We start from the raw sequence: 18,548 nt of genomic DNA on the forward strand, positions 1-18,548 counted from the left end.
GCGCCGGCCGAGTTCTTTGTGTCATCTGCCAGTACGGCGGCCGGGCCGGGGGCGGGAGACTTTCCGCCACGGCCGCCGCCCATCAGCACGTTCGGAACGGGGGGCGGCGGCCGTCCACAGGATGACGACACGGGAGGGGCGGCGCATGGGCGCGCAGCAGTACGACGAGATCGGTGAGGCGTTCGAGGGGTTCAAGTCGCTGCCGTTGATCCGGTACGGGGAAGTGCCCAGCTTCCTGGGCCTGGTCGGGGACGTGAGCGGGAAGTCCGTCCTCGACCTGGCGTGCGGCACCGGCTTCTACAGCAGGGAGTTCATGCGGCGCGGAGCCAAGGAGGTGCTCGGCGTCGACATCTCCGGTGAAATGATCGCCGTCGCCCGGGAGTTCGAGCGGCGGGAACCCCTGGGGGCGCGCTACGAGGTCGGTGACGTGGCCGAACTCGCGCCGCTCGACCGGCGGTTCGACATCGCGCTGGCGGTCCAGTGCCTCAACTACGCGCAGTCCCGCGCGGAGCTCGAACGGATGTGTCGCAACATCCACCGCAACCTGGTGCCCGGTGGGGAGCTCTTCGTGTTCGCCCAGAAGCCCGACTACCGGTTCGACTGCGCCTCCCTCGAGAAGTACGGGTTCCGCTGCGAGCCGACCGGCGAGGAGATCGAGATCGGCCCGCGGGTGCGGGTCACGGCGCTCCTCGACCCGCAGCCCATCAGCATCCTCGGCGTGGTTCCGCGCCGCGAGGTCTACGAGGAGTCCCTGCGGGCCGCCGGGTTCGGCGAGCTGGAGTGGGTGCCGCTGCAGGTGTCCGAGGCCGGTGTCCGCGAGTACGGCGAGGAATTCTGGGCGGACCTCCTCGCGAGCCCGCCGCTGGAACTGCTGCGCTGCCGCGCCTGAGGCCCTTCCCGGCTCGCCTCCCGCCCAGGGGGGGCGAGCCGCACCCGGCCGTGCGGACAGGGGGCACGCCGGCTGCGCCCGGCCCGGCGCCTTCGGCGGACTCCGGGCCGGAAGGGGCGCGCCGGCTCCTCCGGCGGTGGTTCAGTCGAGCCGGTGCTCGTGCCAGAAGGCGCTCAGGTCGACGGAGGTCGCGGCCTGGGCGGCGGCCTTGAAGTCGGCGGTGGTCGAGACGCCGAACCAGTGGGCGCCCGCGTAGTCGTGGAGCAGGGCGGCCATCGTCCCGGCCCCGATCAGACGGCGGAGTTCGTGCAGGGCGCAGGAGCCGCGGTCGTAGACGACCGCTTCGTAGCGGTCGGGGTGGGCGTCCCAGTAGCTCATCGCATTGGTGAGGCGTTCCTCGGCGGACCGCCAGGGCGTGGCGGCGGTGCAGCCCTCGCCGAAGTCGCCGAGGGCGAGGTCCATGGCGTACTCGGCGAAGGACTCGTCCAGCCAGGGCGCGCGGTACTGGTCGTCGCCCACGATGCCGTACCACCACTGGTGCGCCAGCTCATGGATGACGGCGGATGGCCTGATCCGGTCGAGGACGAAGGCCGGGTACTCCATGCCGCCGAAGTCGAAGGCGTCGTCCAGGACCAGGGCCAGCTCGCCGTACGGGTAGGCCCCGTAGCTTCTGGAGTGGGCGTCGACCGTCCGCAGGGAGAGGTCGAGCATCGCGCGGGCGTCCTCGGCGCGGATGCCCGCGGCCGCGTAGACGGCGATCCGGACGCCGTCGGCCGAGCGGCCCGTCATGCGACGGAACGGCCCGGCGGCCCAGGCGAACCTTCGTACCCGGCGGGCCGTGGCCCGGGTGAGCGTACGGCCCGGCTCGCCGGGTGCGTCGACGGCGGTGCCGGTGGCGGGGACCAGCAGGTCGGCGGGATGGTCCAGGGTGACGGCGAAGTCGGACGCCAGCGCGTAGAAGGACTCACCGAGGTCGCTGTACGGGTCCAGGTGCCAGCCCTCCCCGTCGTGGACGGCGAGGACGGGCAGGGCGTTGCCGAGGAAGCTGAAGGCACCGTCGCGGCCGAAGCGGTCGACGCGGTCCGGGACGTCGACGGCCAGGTCGAACGCCACGCTGCCGGAGGCACCCTGCGGCAGCGGCCGGGGCAGGGCGACGCGCAGCGCGGTGCAGCCGACGGAGTACGGGCCGTCCAGGCCGGACACCCGGACGGGCGGCGCGGCGCAGCCGCCGTGCGCGTTGCCCCAGAGCCGCAGGTACACCTCGCGCAGCGGTTCGGCCGAGGCGTTGCTGAAAGCGATCCGCTCGCGGCCGCGCCAGTGCGCGCCGGTGGCGTCGCTGCGCAGCTCGACGGTGTAGGCGGGCGCGCCGGGGGTGCGCGGCGGATCGGCGCCGTCGTGGCCGGGCGGTGCGGCGGCGACCGTGAGGAGCACGGCGAGGAGGGCGAACAGGCGGAGCAGGCGTCGCATGCCGTGGACTCCTTTCCGGATGGGGATCGTTTCGCTCCGCCTTCGTACCAGGCGGGTCCGACGACGCGGGTCCACCGGTGAGGGGGTGGCCCGACCTAACCACCCGCCCAGGTGAAAACTGGGATGCCGGAGTTGACGGACCGGCGGGCGGCGGGGCGGCGGCGACACCCGGGCAGGAACGTCCCTGCGTCCGGTCGGGGCCGCGCCGCGGTGCAATGGGGACGGCCGCGCCGCGGTGCAATGGGGACGGCCGCGCCGCGGTGCAACGAGGGAAGCCGTACCGCGGTGCAAGGGAGCGGCCGCTGAGACCGCACCGCTCGGCCGTCCCGCACCACCTCCGCCGCGAGCCCTCCGCCCGCGGCTCCCCTTCCGAGCCCCCGCACACACCACAGGAGACGCTCCCCGATGGAGCCGACGACCACCGACACCGTTCCGGTCCGCGTACTCGACGTCTCGGGCGCCGACTACCGCCGGGCCTTCGAACTCTTCCTCGCCGGTACCGACGAGAAGCCCCGCACCCACGCCCGGCTGAGCGAGATCGCGGCCGCACTCCCGCAGCGCCGGGTCCTGCTCGACCTGGGCGCCGGCGAGGGCCGCACCACCGCCCACCTGGCCCGGTCCTTCGACCGCGTGATCGCCGTCGAGCCCAGCGCGGCCATGCGGGAGAAGCTCCGCGCCGCCTGCCCCGAGGCGCTCGTCCTCCCGGAGCCGATCGACCGGGCCCGGCCGCCCGAGCCGGCCGACCTGGTGCACCTCTCCCACGTGCTCTACTACGTCCCGGAAGGCGACTGGCTCTCCACCGTCTCCAGGGCCCTGGACTGGACGGCTCCCGGGGGCGCCCTGCTGGTCGTGCTGCAGAACCCCGACAGCCCGTGCATGCGGATGGCCGAGCACTTCACCGGCGCCCGCTACGACCTGCGGCCCCTCCTCGACCGCCTCCGCACCGCGCACCCCGCCCACGACTACGCCCTGGAGACCCTCGCCCTCCACTACCGCACGCCCCACCTCGGCGAGGCCGTCGACGTCGCCTAGTTCATGGTGAACGTCGCCGACCTCGCGACCCTCGACGCCCGGCCCACCCGCGCGGCCCTCACCTCCTACGTGCGCGAGCACTTCACCCAGCCCGACGGCAGCTACGCGATCGGCCACACCCAGGACATGCTCATCGTGCGCCGCGCCCAGGCCTGACCCCGCCCAGGCCTGACCCCGCCGGGCCTGACCCCGCCGACCCCGGCCTCGTCCGCCCTGCCCCGGGGCCCGGGTGCACCGGACGGGGTGGGGCGGCCCGTCACGGCCAGCCGGGCGGCCTCGTGCTGGTCGTGGCGGTCGGCGTGGCCGAGGCGGCGACGATCGAGTCGCAGGCACGGCGGACCTCCGTGGCGGCCCAGCCGGAGGGCAGGGGACCGCGGGCCCTCACGGCGGTGGCCTGCCGTTGGAGCTCCCGGAGTGCACCGCCCTGGGCGTTGGAGAGGCCCATCTCCTGGTAGTCGCCGGGATCGGTGCCGCCGTCCAGGTAGGTCCGCAACCAGGGCAGGACGCTCAGCACGCAGTCGGTCACCCGGTCGGCGGAGGACGGCGCGGCCGCCACGGAGGGCGGCGCCGAGGGAGGTCCACCGCACCCCGACGGCGCCAGGGCCGCCACGACCGAACCCAGCAGGCCCGCCACGCGCCGTGTCCGCATGCCCGCATTGTGGCCGCCACGGGTCGGACGCACCAGAGCGCGGCCCGGCGCACCGAAGAGTGCGCCGATCAACGGGCCGAAGAGCGGGCCGAAGAGCGGGCCGAAAAGCGGATCCAAGGGCGCACCGATCAGCGCACGTCGAGCGTGCCGGAGGCCTCGGCCCCGAAGGCGCCCCGCCGGCCGTTTGAGCGGGTGCGGACCGGAAAGGCGCGCTCGGTGCGACGGGCTGCCGCGCCGCGGAGCCTTCCGGCCGGCAGCACCACCGCCGATCAGCGGGTGCCCGGAACACACCGCATCCCGTTCGGCGCCGTGTCCGACGTCGGGCACGGGCGGGCGGCTGCGGCCGGCACGCCGTGGAGAGGAGTCATCGTGGCAGTTCCCGGCCGGACCGATCCAGGGTCCGTACTTCCTCCCAGACCGCCGGCCCCGCCGGCCCCCAGCACCGTCGCCGATCCGGGTGCCCTCGGCCTCGGGGCCTTCGCGATGACCACGTTCGTGCTGAGCTGGTTCAACGCGGGCCTGATCAACGAGTCCGTGGCGGCCGTGGTGCTGCCGCTGGCCCTGTTCTACGGAGGCATCGTCCAACTGCTGGCAGGAATGTGGGAGTTCCGGCGCGGCAACACCTTCGCGGCCACCGCCTTCGCCTCCTTCGGCGCCTTCTGGCTGGCGTACTGGGGCTTCGTGCAGGCCGTGGTCCCGCACCTGCTCCACGCCCACCAGCTCTACCAGGCGACGGGCCTGTTCCTGTTGGCCTGGACGATCTTCACGGCCTACATGACGATCGCCGCCCTGCGGACGACGGCAGCGGTGCTCGCGGTGTTCGTGAGTCTGACCCTGACCTTCCTGCTGCTGACCATCGGTGCTTTCGCCCAGTCCGACGGCTGCACCAAGGCCGGGGGCTGGCTGGGGCTGCTCACCGCCCTGATCGCCTGGTACGCCTCCTTCGCGACCGTCACCAACGGCACCTTCAAACGGACCGTCCTCCCGGTGTGGCCGCTCGGCGGCGCCGCTGCGCCCGCCGGTCCGGGCGGTACCGCTCCTCCGGCCGGTACCGTCCCGCCGGGCGGTTCCGTTCCGCCCGCCGGGCCTTCGGACCCCGGGTTCGGGGAGGCCAGAGGATTCCCGGACCGCCCCGGGGAGTAGCGATGACTGACGAGACTCCGTCCAACGAGACGCTGTCCAACCTGTCGCACGAGGAGCGCCGATTCCCGCCGCCCCCTGAGCTGGCCGCGTCCGCCAACGTCACGGAGCGGACGGTGCGCGAGGCGCAGCGGGACCGGCTCGCCTTCTGGGCCGCGCAGGCGCAGCGGCTCAGCTGGGCCGAGCCGTGGACCGAGGTGCTCGACTGGTCGGACGCGCCGTTCGCCCGCTGGTTCGTCGGCGGCCGTCTCAACGTCGCCCACAACTGTGTCGACCGGCACGTCGAGGCCGGACACGGTGACCGGGTCGCCTTCCACTGGGAGGGCGAACCCGGTGACACCCGGACCCTCACCTACGCGCAGCTCAAGGACGAGGTCTGCCGGGCGGCCAACGCGCTGACCGAACTCGGCGTGCGGGAGGGCGACCGGGTGGCGATCTACATGCCGATGATCCCGGAGACGGCCATCGCCATGCTCGCCTGCGCCCGGATCGGGGCGCCCCACACCGTCGTCTTCGGCGGCTTCTCCGCCGACGCCCTCAGGGGGCGCATCATCGACTGCGACGCCCGGGTGGTGATCACCGCGGACGGCGGCTACCGCAAGGGCTCCGCCTCCGCGCTCAAGCCGGCCGTCGACGACGCCGTGGCCGACTGCCCGGAGGTGCGCACCGTGGTGGTGGTGCGCCGCACCGGTCAGGAGGTGTCGTTCACCCCGGGCCGGGACGTCTGGTGGCACGACCTGGTGGACCGGCAGTCGCCGCACCACGAGGCGCAGCCCTTCGACTCCGAGCACCCGCTCTACATCATGTACACCTCGGGGACGACCGCGAAGCCCAAGGGCATCCTCCACACCTCGGGCGGCTATCTGACGCAGGTCGCCTGGACGCACTGGGCCGTCTTCGACCTCAAGCCCGAACGGGACGTCTTCTGGACGGCCGCGGACATCGGCTGGGTGACCGGCCACTCGTACATCGTCTACGGTCCGCTGGCCAACGGCGCCACCTCGGTGATGTACGAGGGCACCCCGGACACCCCGCACCAGGGCCGGTGGTGGGAGATCGTCGAGAAGTACCGGGTCAGCATCCTGTACTGCGCGCCGACGGCGATCCGGACGTTCATGAAGTGGGGCGAGGAGGTGCCGGCCGCCTGGGACCTGAGCAGTCTGCGGATCATCGGCTCGGTCGGCGAGCCGATCAACCCGGAGGCCTGGATGTGGTACCGGCGCACCATCGGCGGCGACCGGTGCCCGGTGGTGGACACCTGGTGGCAGACCGAGACCGGTGCCCAGATGATCAGTCCGCTCCCGGGCCTGAGCGTCTGCAAGCCCGGGTCGGCGCTCCGCCCGCTGCCCGGGGTCAGCGCCGAGGTGGTCGACGACCACGGTGTGCCGGTCCCGAACGGCGCCGGCGGCTACCTGGTGCTCACCGAGCCGTGGCCGGCCATGCTGCGCACCATCTGGGGGGACCGCCAGCGCTACCTCGACACCTACTGGTCGCGGTTCCCGGGGGTGTACTTCGCCGGGGACGGGGCCAAGAAGGACGAGGACGGCGACATCTGGCTGCTCGGCCGGGTCGACGACGTGATGAACGTGTCCGGCCACCGGATCTCCACCACCGAGGTGGAGTCGGCGCTGGTCTCCCACCCGAAGGTGGCGGAGGCAGCGGTGGTCGGCGCGGCCGACGTGACGACCGGGCAGGGCATCGTCGCGTTCGTGATCCTGCGCGCGGACGCGGCGACCGGTGCGGGCGACGGCGGCCGCGACATCGCCGAGGAACTGCGCGCCCACGTCACCCACGAGATCGGCCCGATCGCCCGGCCCCGCCAGATCCTGGTGGTGCCGGAGCTGCCGAAGACCCGCTCCGGGAAGATCATGCGCCGCCTGCTGCGGGACGTCGCCGACAACCGCAGTCTCGGCGACGTCACCACGCTCACCGACAGCTCGGTGATGCAGCTCATCAAGGACCAGCTGCCCGGAGCGGGAGAGCCCGGGGCCGGCAGCGGTCGGGACGAGGGCTGACGGACCGCCGACGCGACGCCGGCGGTCGACGTCGCGTCGGCGGTCCGTCAGCGTCGCGTCGGCGGAGCCCGGGGGAGGGGCGCGGCCAGCGGCAGGGCCCCGGCAGGCGGGTCAGGGCATGCGGCCGCGGGGCATCGTGACGTCGCCCTCCCGCAGCTGCCCGGGGACCCGGTCCGACGCTGCGTCCGCGACCGGGACGCGCGGCAGCGCGTAGGGGTGGTGGTCGCGCAGGTAGCCGATCAGGTGCTCACGAAGCCTGCACCGGAGTTCGAACGCGTCGTCGGCGTTCGCCGCCGTGGCGAGGGCCCGGACGACGATCGTGGTCGGGGTGGTGTCGACCACCTGGAGCGCGCTGCCCTGGCCGTCCCAGAGGTCGCTCTTGGCCAGGAAGGCGTCGAACTCCTCCCGCAGCAGCCCGACCGGGGTGTGGTGGTCGAGGTGGAGCAGCGCCGTCCCGGTGATCCGGCTGGTGCGGCGCGACCAGTTCTCGAAGGGGCGGCCGACGAAGTAGGACATCGGCATCACCAGCCGCCGCTGGTCCCAGGTCGCTATCACCACCGCGGTCAGGGTGATCTCCTCGACCGTCCCCCACTCACCGGCCACCACGACGACGTCGCCGATCCGGGCCAGGTCGCCGAAGGCCATCTGCACCCCGGCGAACACGTTGGCCAGCGTGCTCTGCGCCGCGACACCGGCCACCACGCCGACCAGCCCGGCCGAGGCCAGCAGGCTGGTGCCGACCCCGCGGACCGCCGGGAAGGTCATCAGCACGGCTCCGAGGGTGGCGACGGCGACCACCGCCTGGCAGATCCGGCCGAGCAGGCTGGCCTGGGTGCGGGCCCGGCCGGCCCAGGCCGCGTCGCGGCGGTGCACGGCGAGCCTCAGCGCGCTGTCCACCAGCAACGCCACCACCCGGGCGCACAGCCATCCGCCGGCGGCGATCGAGAGGATCACGAGGAGGTGCCGCAGCTCCTCGCGGGTGGCGGTCGGCGGGTCGATCCACGGCTGTGCGGCGGAGAGCAGCAGGCACGCCGTCAGCGCCAGCACCGGGCGGCGACACCTGCGTACCATCCGCGGGACACCCTCGGCACTGCCCTGGATCGTCAGCCGCCGCGCCACCAACTGCATCATCCGGTCGAGGCCGTAGGTGAAGAGGGCGGCCGCGACACCGACGACGGCGAGGCGGAGCAGACTCCACATGTGCCGGTCTCCTTCCTGTCTGCGGGAGTTGGGCACGGTGACGCCCGGTCGCGGGAGGCGGTGCCACCACGCCGACGGACGCCGCCCGGGGGAGCTGGGCGGCGTCCGTCGGCCCGTGACCGGGCTCGCTGACCGCCGGTCAGTCCGGCGGCTCGGGGGGATGGGGATGCCCCGGTCGGGGCGCGGCCGGGCCGGGGGCCGGCCGGACGGGGCCGGGCGCCGGTGGTGGGTCCGGCGGCGGGACGGGCGAACCGGGTGGTGGCGGCGGGTCGGGGACCACGGGCGGGCCGGGCGGCCGGGCCGGTTCCGGGGGCACCGGCATCGGCGGCCCCGGCGGTTCGTCGGGCTGCGGCAGGACGCCCGGCTGGGCGGGTGCGCTGGTCATGGGGGCTCCTCTCGGTCGTTCCGTGGGTTCGGTGCGTGAGCCGGGTTCACCGGCTCGGTCCGTGGGCTCGGCGCGTGAGCCGGGTTCGCGAGGCGGGTCCGTGGGCTCGGCGCGTGAGCGTGGTTCGTGGAGGCTCGGTCCGGGAGGCCGGTCTCGCGGGGGCGCGGTCCGGCGGGCCGTGGGGTGGATGACGCCGGGCCCCGCCCGCCGCCGAGGGCAGGGCCCGACGGCTCAGGCGGCCAGCAGGTCCTTCAGGCCCTGGTCCCAGTCGATCCGGGTGTGTTCGCGCCCGGGCGGAACCATGCCGGCCGTGGCGGCCAGGAAGCGGGCGACCGGCTCGGCGGAGGCGGCGAGCAGGGCCACGCCCTCGCGGCCGCCGAGTGCCACCAGCACCCGGTCGTTGTCGTAGGGCGTCACGTGGACGTCGCCCTCTCCCGCGGGGCGGAGCAGGCCGGTGACGAGGAGGTCGCGCGAGAGCGTCCACACCGTGCCCGGCTGGTAGGACGAGAAGTCCAGGTCCACCGCGTGGGGATCGTCGGCCCGGTAGGACCAGCCGACCTCCAGGTCCCGGCTGCGTTCGTCCCCGGTCATCAGCCGCATCGTGATCCGGGTGGTGAGACGTTCCATCGAGCGGGTTCTCCTTCCCGGTTCCGTCCGCAGCGGGACGGTCGCGGCCGGTCCTTCCGTCGGTCTGTCGCGGTCAGTCCCGTCCGGTGCTGACCCGTGGGGGTGCTCGCCCGGCCGGTGGCGCCGGCCCCTCCGGTGGTGCCGGCGTCTCCGGCGGGGCCGACCGGTCCGGCGCGGTTTCCGGCCGCTGCCGGGTCACATGATCCGGCCGCCGTAGAACCGGTCGTAGTAGGGACCGAAGCGCTCGCGGGTGTCGTTCTCCTGGTGGTCCTCGGACTCGTCGAGGTCGGGGCTGTGCTTGATCTCGTCCCTGGACCGGTCGACGTAGACCTTCTGCTCGGCGATCTCGATGCGCGTCACCGTGCCGGCCGGGAGCAGGACGCGCCTGCCGAAGATCCACGGGCCGGTGTCGACGACCAGGTACTGTTCGCCGACCTCCTCGGACAGTTTGTCGACCTTGCCGATCGAGCCGTCGGTGGCCTCGACGTGGAAGCCGATGAGGTCGGTGCCGGCGGTGTGCCCGGCGGCCGTGCGGAACTGCCAGATGTCGTGTCGTTCGCTCATGACTGCCTCCGTTCGCTTCCTCGTGGACCGGGCCCTCCCGTACGGCCCGGCCGGTCGTGTCCGCTCGACTGCCCCCGATGTCGAGGTTCATGCGTTCGGATCGCCCTTCGGCGTCCGGAACGCCGTCCGGGGCAGCAGGCCGTTCAACCGGCCGTGGCCCCGCTGCTCAGCTCGACGTGGTGCTTGAAGTCGTTCAGGTCGTCGATGACCCTGCGGTCGACGAAGCCGAGTGCCTCCGCGAGGTGCTCCCAGAGCCCGTGCGGTTCGATCTCCAGCTGCAGCATGACCCGGGTGGTGCGCTCGTCCACGTGATGGAAGGTCACCACGCCGCTGTGCCGGACCGGGCCGGACCCACCGTCCCAGGCCACCCGTTCGCCCTCCACCACCTCCGTGGTGACCGCCTCGAACTCCCGTCGGCCGCCGGCGGTTTCGACCACCCAGCTGCTGCTGCCGGGGCCCGACACGTCGACGCTCAGCACCCCGCGCATGAACTGCGGGAAGTCCTCGCAGCGGATCCACTGCCCGTAGACCTCGTCGAGCGGCGCCGCCACCTCGACCGACTCCTCGATCCGTCCCATCGTCTCCTCCTCGACCTCCGGCGTCCGGGTTCCCCCGACTCCGCCGCCCCTGCGGCGGTCCACACCGGTCCGGGTGCCCCGATCCGGGCCGGGCATGCACAGTGCGTGCCATCTCGACTACTCGCCGGCCCGGCAGGGAAGTTCACGCGATCCGCACCCGGGGAGGGGCATGGACGAGGCTCCCGGGGGTAACCGGGGGCGGACCGCAGGCCGAGCGGAAGGGAAAGCCATGGCCACCACCGGTGACGACCTCCTCCACCGCGCGACGGCCCCGGGCCGGGCGGCGCCGTCCGTCACCGCTCCGACCGCCTCCCGCCCCGCCCTCCCCGAACTCGCCGGCATCGAGGACGTCCGGCGGGTCGCGCCCGCCGACGCGCGCGAGCTGACCCGGGTGCTGCTGGTCCGGCTCGCGGCGCTCGACGAGGGCACCCGCGCGTACTCGTACGTGCGGGCCACCCTCATCGAGCTCAACCTGTCCCTGGTCCGGATAGCGGTGCACCGCCTGGGCACGCGGCGCGAGTCCGAGGAGGACCTGGTGCAGGTCGGCTCGCTCGGCCTGATCAAGGCGGTCGACCGCTTCGACCCCGGCCACGGCGTCGAGTTCACCACCTACGCCCTGCCGACGATCCTGGGGGAGATCCGTCGCCACTTCCGCGACACCACCTGGGCCGTCCACGTGCCGCGACGCCTCCAGGAGTTGCGCATCGATCTCGCCAAGGCCCGCGACGATCTGTTCCAGCGGCTGGGCCGCGCGGCTACCGTGCCCGAGCTCGCCGAACACCTCGGACTGCCGGAGGAGGAGGTGGTCGACGGGCTCGCCGCCGCCAACGGCCGTACCGCCGGCTCGCTGGACGCCCCCGCCGCCGAGGGGGAGGACGGAGAGCCGGCCACCCTCCTCCAGTGCCTCGGCGAGGAGGACCCGAGGTACGCGAGGATCGAGGACCTGATCGCGCTCAAGCCCCTCATCGCGGCGCTGCCGGAGCGCGACCGGCTCATCCTGTCGCTGCGCTTCGGCGAGGACCTCACCCAGGCCCAGATCGGCGACCGGCTCGGGCTGTCCCAGATGCAGGTCTCGCGTCTGCTCGGCCGCACGATGAAGCGCCTGCGCGCCGGCCTCGCCGCCACCTGAACGCGCGTCACGGTCCGCGGGACCGTCCGGGACCGGTCGAATTCGGGCCAGGGCCTGGCCGTAACGGCATCGACGTGCCTAGGCTCGTGGAGGACGCCCGTGGAGGGAGTGCGAGGACGATGCGGCCCGAGGAGACGACGCCGGAGGAGGAGGGGCCCACGAGCGTGCCCCCGGTCCCCGCCGCCTTCGAACCGCCGCCGCCGAGCACCCCGGCGCGGTGCCGGCCGACCGGGGCGCCCCTGCGCCGGCCCCACCCGCCGGAGGCCCGACTGCGCCGGCCCGACCTGTCCGGACACCAACTGCCCGAGCCCCGACTGCCCGAGCCCCGACTGCCCGGGCTGCGACTGGTCGGCTTCGACCCGGCGACCGGTGGTCCGGTCCGGCCCGACCTGGCCGTCCGCACCTGGCACACCGAGAACCTCGCCGTGGTCTGCGCCTTGGCGGGCGACCTCGACGTCGAGACGCTGGCCCCCGCGCGGAGCACGCTCGACGACCTGGTGGACCGGCATCCGCCGCTGCTCGTCGTCGACCTCGGACACGTCGACTTCTGCGACTCCTCCGGGCTGAACCTGCTGCTGAGGACCCGGCTGGCGGCCACCGCGGCGGACGTCGGGTTCCGCCTCTCGGCCCCGTCCGAAGCGGTCCGGCGGCTGCTGGAACTGACCTGCGCCGACAGCGTGTTCTCGCTCCACCCGTCCCTGGAGGCCGCACTGACGGCGCCGCTGTGACCGCTGCCGCCGGGCGATCGCGCATGATCCCGCGGCGGTCGGGAAGCCGAGCAGGCGAAGCGGAGAGCCACCCAGTGCCGAAACGGAGGGGAACCCGTTCATGACGACCAGCCGGGCCACCCTGGACGGCGACCGGTCGGGTGCCGGTCCCACACTGCCCCCCGGCGGACAGCGCCGCCGCCTGCACCTCGCCGGGCTGCCCAAGCCCGTCGCCCGCGCCCGGACGTACACCGCGCAGGCCGTCGCCGACTGGTCGTGGCCGACGGGCGCCGCCGGTACCGGGGACGACATCGTGCTCCTCGTCGCCGAGCTGGTCGCCAACGCGACCCTGCACGCCGGCGGTCCGGTGGAACTGGTCCTCGACGCCTCCGAGGCCCGCCTGCGGATCGAGGTCAGCGACCGGTCGACCACCCTGCCCGAGCCGCGCCGGCCCCACCACCCCGGCCTGCCCGGCGGGCACGGCCTCTTCATCGTCCAGCAGACCGCCACCCGCTGGGGCGCGCTGCCGCACGACGACGGCAAAACGGTCTGGGCCGAGATCGACGCCCCGCGTCCGGCCACGGGAAGTTGAGCCCGGAATAGGCTCCCGGCGGAGGCCGGGAACGGGCACGGAGGCCGTTCACAGTGAATCGCGAAGTTGTTGACGATGCGACGGTTTCACTGAATTTGGAAACAGTGTTGTGACCACTATTCAGTGAATGACCGCAGCTCTGAACTCCCTGCCGATCACGGGCTCCACCTGCCCGGATACCCACTCTTAATGATTCCTTACCCTTCGCCGTTGACCCGCGTTCATCAGCTCTGCTTTCCTCATGCCAGCAGACGGCGGCCCCAGCCGACGGGCAGTCAAATCCGGGTGCCGGAACACATCGCCGGATTCGGCTTTCGAACGGAATTCGCCGTCAGCTCCCTTCCCCACAAAGGGATCGTCCGCCGTCCCCCGGGCCGTGCGGGCGATCGGCAGAGAGAGGCACCCCCACCCCATGGGTCACTCCCGCAGAACGCGGCGCGCGAAGTACGCGGCGCTCACCGGAATGGCGTCGCTCGCGCTCGCCGCCGCAGGCCTGGCCGGTGCGGCCGGCCCGGCCGCCGCCCAGGACATCTCCAGCTCCTCGGGCAGCACCGCCAACGAGTTCAACCCCTGGAGCCCGCAGAACGGGCACCCGTACCGCCACGGCGCGGTGCCGAACATGAAGCAGCACGAGAACTACAAGCAGTGGCTCGCCGCGCACAACCAGGCGGCGGCGACCGGCCAGCAGACGCTGTCCTACGGCGGCGGCGTCGACGGCATCGGCGTGCAGAGCGGGCACTCCAAGGTGTACCTGGTCTTCTACGGCACCCAGTGGGGCACCCAGACCACCGACGCGAACGGGAACGCGAAGTTCTCCGGCGACTCGGCCGGCGCCGCCGGCGCCACCCAGCAGATGTTCAAGGGCATCGGGACCAACGGCGAGACCTGGTCGGCCGACCTGACCCAGTGGTGCGACGGCCCCAACGTCGCCACCGGTGCCACCAGCTGCCCGTCCAACGCCAACTTCATCCCGTACCAGAGCGGCGGCGTCCTGGCCGGCGTCTGGTACGACAACGCGGCCGCCTCGCCCGCCCAGGCCACCGGCAACCAGCTCGCCCAGGAGGCCGTCAAGGCCGCCGGCCACTTCGGCAACACCACGGCCGCCTCCAACCGCGACGCGTACTACGTCATCCTCTCGCCGCACGGCACCAACCCGGACGACTACCAGAACCCCACCACCGGGTACTGCGCCTGGCACGACTGGAACGGCGACACCACCCTCACCGGCGGCGCGGCCAGCTCGCCCTACGGCGACATCGCCTTCTCCAACCAGCCGTACAACATCGACCAGGGCGCCAGCTGCGGCGTCGGCTTCGTCAACTCGCCTGGCACGCTGGACGGCTGGACGATGACGCTGGGCCACGAGTGGCACGAGATGATGTCCGACCAGAACCCGGCCGGCGGCTGGACCAACCACGTGTCCGGCAGCTCGTACAACGGCCAGGAGAACTCCGACGAGTGCGCCTGGATCCAGCCGGGCTCGACGGGCGGCGCCGCGAACGTCTCCTTCGGCTCCTTCGGCACCTTCGCCGAGCAGGCCAGCTGGTCGAACGACACCAACTCCTGCGCGATCTCGCACGCCATCCTGACCCACGGCAACACGGTCACCGTCACCAACCCGGGCAACCAGACCGGCACCGTCGGCACCGCGGCCAGCCTGCAGATCCACGCCAGCGACTCGGCCACCGGCCAGACCCTGACCTACTCGGCCACCGGCCTGCCGGCCGGCCTGTCGATCAACTCCTCGACCGGCCTGATCTCCGGCACGCCGACCGCCGCCGGCACCTCCAGCGTCACGGTCACCGCGACCGACACCACCGGCGCCGCCGGCAACACCACCTTCACCTGGACCGAGTCCACCACCTCGGGCGGCGGATCCGTCACCAACGGCGGCTTCGAGACCGGCAGCCTGACCGGCTGGACCGCCGCCGGCTCCACCTCCGCCACCGCGGGCGCCGCCCACAGCGGCGGCTACGGCGCCATGGTCGGCTCCACCAGCCCGACCGGGGACTCCTCGCTCGCCCAGACCTTCACCGCGCCGACCGGCTCCAGCAAGCTGTCCTTCTGGTACAGCAACACCTGCGACGACACCGTCACCTACGACTGGGCCACCGCCACCCTGAAGGACAACACCACCGGCACCACCACCACGGTCCTCGCCAAGACCTGCACCACCACGGGCACCTGGACCAACAAGACGGCCGCCGTCACCCCGGGCCACTCCTACACGCTCACCCTGAGCAACCACGACGACAACTACCCGGGTGACCCGACCTACACCTACTACGACGACGTGACCGTCTCCTGACGATCGACGCGCCGAACGCGCCGGGGTGGGCCTCGTGCCCGCCCCGGTGCGGTTTTCGCTCCCGGGGGAAGGGATCCGATCCGGGCGCCGGTGCGTCCAACCGGCACCGCTCGTACCCCGGCACTAGGGAACCACCGTGAACCTGAGAAGACCCACCGCCGTCACCCTGACCTGCGCCGCCGCGCTGCTGGCCCTGGCCGGCTGCGGCTCGGCCGCCAGCCCGGCGGCCTCCTCCGCCCCGGCGACCACGGCCACGGCGACGGCCGCGCCCACGCCCACGGCCACGGGGACGGCCGCACCCACGGGCACGGCGACGGCCACCGGGACCGCCGCTCCCACGCCCACGGCCACGACCGCCTCGGGCGCCGTCACCGCCGACGAGAAGGCCGACCACACCACCCTGAAGGTCGCCGTCGGCACGACGGTCTCCGTCGCACTGCACAGCACCTACTGGTCCGCCGTCACCAGCTCGGCCCCGGACGTCGTCGCCCCGGCCGGCCCGCCGACCACCTCGCCGTCCGCCGGCTGCCGCCCCGGCGGGGGCTGCGGCACGGTGACCACCGCGTTCACCGCCCGCACGCCCGGCACCGCCCACCTCGCCGCCTCCCGGACCGTCTGCGGCGAGGCCCTCAACTGCGCGCCGGACCAACGCACGTACGACGTCACGGTCGAGGTCACCGGCTGACGCGGCCTACTGAGGCAGCCTGCTGAGGCGGCCGACTGAGGTGGCCGGCCTGACCTCGGGCCGCCGGGACCGCCGGGCCGAGGTCAGTGCCCGCCGCGGGGGACGTCGCAGCCGGGGTGGTCCGGGTAGCCCCCGAAGGCCTCCGCCGTGACGGCGGCCGGATTCACGGTGCCCTCCAGGCACAGGTGGGAGCCGGTGGCGTCGATCAGGAAGCTGAGGCCGGCACCGTTGCCGTCCACCGTCACCTTCCCGTCCTCGAACCCGAGGCCGGTGAGCGCGGTGCGGGTGCTCCCGACCGTGAGATCCCCGCGCCGGCGCAGCGGTTCGAGGGCGCCCCGGATCCGCTGGACGGCCGACAACCCGTCGCAGCGCGCCTGTCCGTGCAGCGGGAGGGGGATCTTGAACCCGTTGTTCTCCCAGTAGTGGTCCGGCGGCGACGGCGGCCCGGCCGGCGCCCCCGTCGACGTCGGGGCCGCGGTCGGCGTCGCCGCCGGGGTCGTCGTCGGGCTTTCCCCGGGGCAGGGGAAGTCGCGCGGTGAGGCGGGCGCCGCCGTCGTGCTCGGCGAGGGCATCGCGGCCCCCGGCCCGGCCCCGCCTCCCACGTGCTCGCTCCCGCATCCCGCCAACAGGAGGCCGAGCCCCGCCACCACTGGTGCCCAACGGCGCACACCCGTCGCCCTGATCGTCCTCGTGCGCGGCACGGTGCTCGGATTCTCGCCCGCGGCCCCCGCCCCGACCGGTGCGGGGCCGATGTGCTTCCGGTGATGGGTCCCTGACATTACATCAGGTTACCTTAGGGTAATTTGATCTTGTCATCCGGGTGAACGAACCCGGCCCCTCATGAAGGACTCGTACGTGCTCGATCACCAGCCCCGCCGATCCGGTCGCCGTCTCGCCGGTACGGCACTGGCCCTCGCCGCCGCCGTCTGCGCACTGCCCGGCGCCCCCGCCGCTGCGGCGCCCGCCCCCGCCCCCGCCCCGGGGCCGGCGGCCCGGACCGACGCCACCCCGCACCTGGACGCCGTGGAACAGGCGCTGCATCAGGTGTCCCCCGGCCTGGAGGGGACGGTGTGGCAGCGGACGGCCGGCAACCGGCTCGACGCGCCGGCCGACGACCCGGGCGGCTGGCTGCTGCAGACCCCCGGCTGCTGGGGGGACGCGTCCTGCACCGAGCGCACCGGAACCCGCCGCCTGCTCGACAGGATGCGGGAGAACATTGCGCGCGCCACCCGCACCGTCGACATCTCGACCCTGGCGCCGTTCCCGGACGGCGCGTTCCAGGACGCCATCGTGGACGGCCTCAAGGCGTCCGTGGCCGCCGGGAACACGCCGCACGTGCGGATCCTCGCCGGGGCCGCGCCGCTCTACAACATCACCGCGCTCCCGTCGAAGTACCGCGACGACCTGGTGGCCAAACTGGGTGGCGCCGCCCGCGCCGTCACCGTCGAGGTCGCCTCGATGACCACCGCCAGGACCGCGTTCTCCTGGAACCACTCCAAGCTGCTGGTCGTCGACGGACAGAGCGTCATCGCCGGCGGGATCAACAACTGGAAGGCCGACTACCTGGACACCACCCACCCCGTCACCGACGTCGACCTCGCGCTGAACGGTCCGGCCGCCGCCTCCGCCGGTGCCTACCTGGACACCCTCTGGGCCTGGACCTGCCGCAACACCGGAGTCCTCTCGGCCGCCTGGTTCGCCTCCTCCAACGGCGCCGCCTGCACCCCGGACCTGGAGAAGCGGCACAACCCACCGGCCGACCGCGTGCCCGCCACCGGCGGCCAGTCGGTGATCGCCGTCGGCGGCCTGGGCGTCGGGATCCGCGACAGCGACCCGGTCTCCACCTACCGCCCCGGCCCGGTGCCCGCCGCCGGCGATCTCAAGTGCGGCCCGGTCGGCCTGCACGACAACACCAACGGCGACCGCGACTACGAGACGGTCAATCCGGAGGAGAGCGCGCTGCGCGCGCTGGTCGCCAGCGCGGCCAGCCGCATCGACATCTCCCAGCAGGACGTCACCGGCACCTGCCCGCCGATGCCCCGCTACGACGTGCGGCTCTTCGACCTGCTCGCGGCCAAGCTCGCCGACGGCGTGAAGGTCCGCATCGTGGTCAGCGACCCCGGCAACCGGGGCGCGGTCGGCAGTGGCGGTTACTCGCAGATCAAGTCCCTGAACGAGATCAGCGACACCCTCGCCGCCCGGCTCACCGCCCGCCTCGGCGACCCGGCCCGGGCCAGGGCGGCGATGTGCGGAAACCTCCAACTCGCGCCGTTCCGCGCCGCCGCCGGTTCGACCTGGGCCGACGGCCACCCGTACGCCCTCCACCACAAGCTGGTCTCGGTCGACGGATCCGCCTTCGCCATCGGCTCCAAGAACCTCTACCCGGCCTGGCTGCAGGACTTCGGCTACGTGGTCGAGGACCGCACCGCCGCGGCGCAGCTCGACGAGCGGGTGCTCGCCCCCCAGTGGCAGTACTCGCGGACCGCCGCGACGTACGACTACACCCGCGGCATCTGCCAGGGCTGACGCCGCACCGGCCGCGAGGGCCCGGCGACCGTCCGCCCGTGGGGGCGGCGGGCGG

At 73.5% G+C, this 18,548-nt stretch carries 18 protein-coding genes; 11 read left to right on the forward strand and 7 right to left on the reverse strand.

Features of this window, described 5'->3' with window-relative positions:
* Positions 1-145: 145 nt before the first annotated feature.
* A complete protein-coding gene (locus ABT247_RS04090; RefSeq protein ID WP_350737550.1) occupies positions 146-889 on the forward strand; it encodes a class I SAM-dependent methyltransferase in 744 nt (247 codons plus the stop codon).
* Between the two features lie 141 nt (positions 890-1,030).
* On the opposite strand, the gene ABT247_RS04095 is transcribed toward ABT247_RS04090, so the two are convergent.
* The gene (locus ABT247_RS04095) at positions 1,031-2,356 is read right to left on the reverse strand and encodes a M1 family metallopeptidase (RefSeq protein ID WP_350737553.1); all 1,326 of its coding nucleotides are present in this window, start codon (positions 2,354-2,356) and stop codon (positions 1,031-1,033) included.
* 405 nt (positions 2,357-2,761) lie between these two features.
* Between ABT247_RS04095 and ABT247_RS04100 the strand changes: the two genes are divergently transcribed.
* Both ABT247_RS04100 and ABT247_RS04105 read left to right on the forward strand, forming a co-directional pair.
* On the forward strand, positions 2,762-3,388 hold the full coding sequence (locus tag ABT247_RS04100; protein WP_350737556.1) for a class I SAM-dependent methyltransferase: 627 nt from the start codon (positions 2,762-2,764) through the stop codon (positions 3,386-3,388).
* A 6-nt stretch (positions 3,389-3,394) separates the two neighbouring features.
* Positions 3,395-3,544: a hypothetical protein gene (locus ABT247_RS04105; RefSeq protein WP_350737559.1), complete on the forward strand. Its 150-nt coding sequence runs from the start codon at positions 3,395-3,397 to the stop codon at positions 3,542-3,544.
* Between the two features lie 100 nt (positions 3,545-3,644).
* Here ABT247_RS04105 and ABT247_RS04110 read toward each other — a convergent pair whose 3' ends face one another.
* On the reverse strand, positions 3,645-4,037 hold the full coding sequence (locus tag ABT247_RS04110; protein WP_350737562.1) for a hypothetical protein: 393 nt from the start codon (positions 4,035-4,037) through the stop codon (positions 3,645-3,647).
* A 369-nt stretch (positions 4,038-4,406) separates the two neighbouring features.
* On the opposite strand from ABT247_RS04110, the gene ABT247_RS04115 reads away from it, so the two are divergent.
* Positions 4,407-5,180: an acetate uptake transporter gene (locus ABT247_RS04115; protein WP_350737565.1), complete on the forward strand. Its 774-nt coding sequence runs from the start codon at positions 4,407-4,409 to the stop codon at positions 5,178-5,180.
* 2 nt (positions 5,181-5,182) lie between these two features.
* Positions 5,183-7,192, forward strand: coding sequence for an acetate--CoA ligase (gene acs, locus ABT247_RS04120; protein WP_350737568.1), 2,010 nt, complete (start codon positions 5,183-5,185; stop codon positions 7,190-7,192).
* 111 nt (positions 7,193-7,303) lie between these two features.
* Here the strand turns inward: acs and ABT247_RS04125 are convergent, their stop codons facing one another.
* The 4 genes from ABT247_RS04125 to ABT247_RS04140 form a co-directional block, all read right to left on the reverse strand.
* Positions 7,304-8,392 carry a mechanosensitive ion channel family protein gene (locus ABT247_RS04125; protein ID WP_350737571.1) on the reverse strand — a complete coding sequence of 363 codons (1,089 nt, stop codon included), beginning with the start codon at positions 8,390-8,392 and terminating at the stop codon, positions 7,304-7,306.
* A gap of 616 nt (positions 8,393-9,008) precedes the next feature.
* The gene (locus ABT247_RS04130) at positions 9,009-9,404 is read right to left on the reverse strand and encodes an SsgA family sporulation/cell division regulator (protein WP_350737573.1); all 396 of its coding nucleotides are present in this window, start codon (positions 9,402-9,404) and stop codon (positions 9,009-9,011) included.
* Between the two features lie 195 nt (positions 9,405-9,599).
* Positions 9,600-9,968, reverse strand: coding sequence for a PRC-barrel domain-containing protein (locus ABT247_RS04135; RefSeq protein ID WP_350737576.1), 369 nt, complete (start codon positions 9,966-9,968; stop codon positions 9,600-9,602).
* Positions 9,969-10,111: 143 nt separating this feature from the next.
* A complete protein-coding gene (locus ABT247_RS04140) occupies positions 10,112-10,546 on the reverse strand; it encodes an SRPBCC family protein (protein ID WP_350737579.1) in 435 nt (144 codons plus the stop codon).
* 229 nt (positions 10,547-10,775) lie between these two features.
* On the opposite strand from ABT247_RS04140, the gene ABT247_RS04145 reads away from it, so the two are divergent.
* The 5 genes from ABT247_RS04145 to ABT247_RS04165 all read left to right on the forward strand — a co-directional run bounded on the left by ABT247_RS04145 (position 10,776) and on the right by ABT247_RS04165 (position 15,967).
* A complete protein-coding gene (locus ABT247_RS04145; RefSeq protein WP_350737582.1) occupies positions 10,776-11,675 on the forward strand; it encodes a SigB/SigF/SigG family RNA polymerase sigma factor in 900 nt (299 codons plus the stop codon).
* A 164-nt stretch (positions 11,676-11,839) separates the two neighbouring features.
* A complete protein-coding gene (locus ABT247_RS04150; RefSeq protein ID WP_350737585.1) occupies positions 11,840-12,403 on the forward strand; it encodes an STAS domain-containing protein in 564 nt (187 codons plus the stop codon).
* A gap of 100 nt (positions 12,404-12,503) precedes the next feature.
* Entirely contained in the window at positions 12,504-12,974 is a 471-nt protein-coding gene (locus tag ABT247_RS04155; protein ID WP_350737588.1) for an ATP-binding protein, read from the forward strand.
* A 463-nt stretch (positions 12,975-13,437) separates the two neighbouring features.
* Positions 13,438-15,282 carry a putative Ig domain-containing protein gene (locus tag ABT247_RS04160; RefSeq protein ID WP_350737591.1) on the forward strand — a complete coding sequence of 615 codons (1,845 nt, stop codon included), beginning with the start codon at positions 13,438-13,440 and terminating at the stop codon, positions 15,280-15,282.
* A gap of 136 nt (positions 15,283-15,418) precedes the next feature.
* The gene (locus ABT247_RS04165) at positions 15,419-15,967 is read left to right on the forward strand and encodes a hypothetical protein (protein WP_350737594.1); all 549 of its coding nucleotides are present in this window, start codon (positions 15,419-15,421) and stop codon (positions 15,965-15,967) included.
* 83 nt (positions 15,968-16,050) lie between these two features.
* Here the strand turns inward: ABT247_RS04165 and ABT247_RS04170 are convergent, their stop codons facing one another.
* Positions 16,051-16,539 (reverse strand): hypothetical protein, encoded by a 489-nt coding sequence (locus tag ABT247_RS04170; protein ID WP_350737597.1) that lies wholly within the window; start codon positions 16,537-16,539, stop codon positions 16,051-16,053.
* A gap of 283 nt (positions 16,540-16,822) precedes the next feature.
* On the opposite strand from ABT247_RS04170, the gene ABT247_RS04175 reads away from it, so the two are divergent.
* Positions 16,823-18,493, forward strand: coding sequence for a phospholipase D-like domain-containing protein (locus ABT247_RS04175; RefSeq protein WP_350737600.1), 1,671 nt, complete (start codon positions 16,823-16,825; stop codon positions 18,491-18,493).
* The last annotated feature ends 55 nt before the right edge of the window (positions 18,494-18,548 follow it).

Source organism: Kitasatospora sp. NPDC001539, assembly GCF_040298565.1.
GTDB lineage: Bacteria > Actinomycetota > Actinomycetes > Streptomycetales > Streptomycetaceae > Kitasatospora.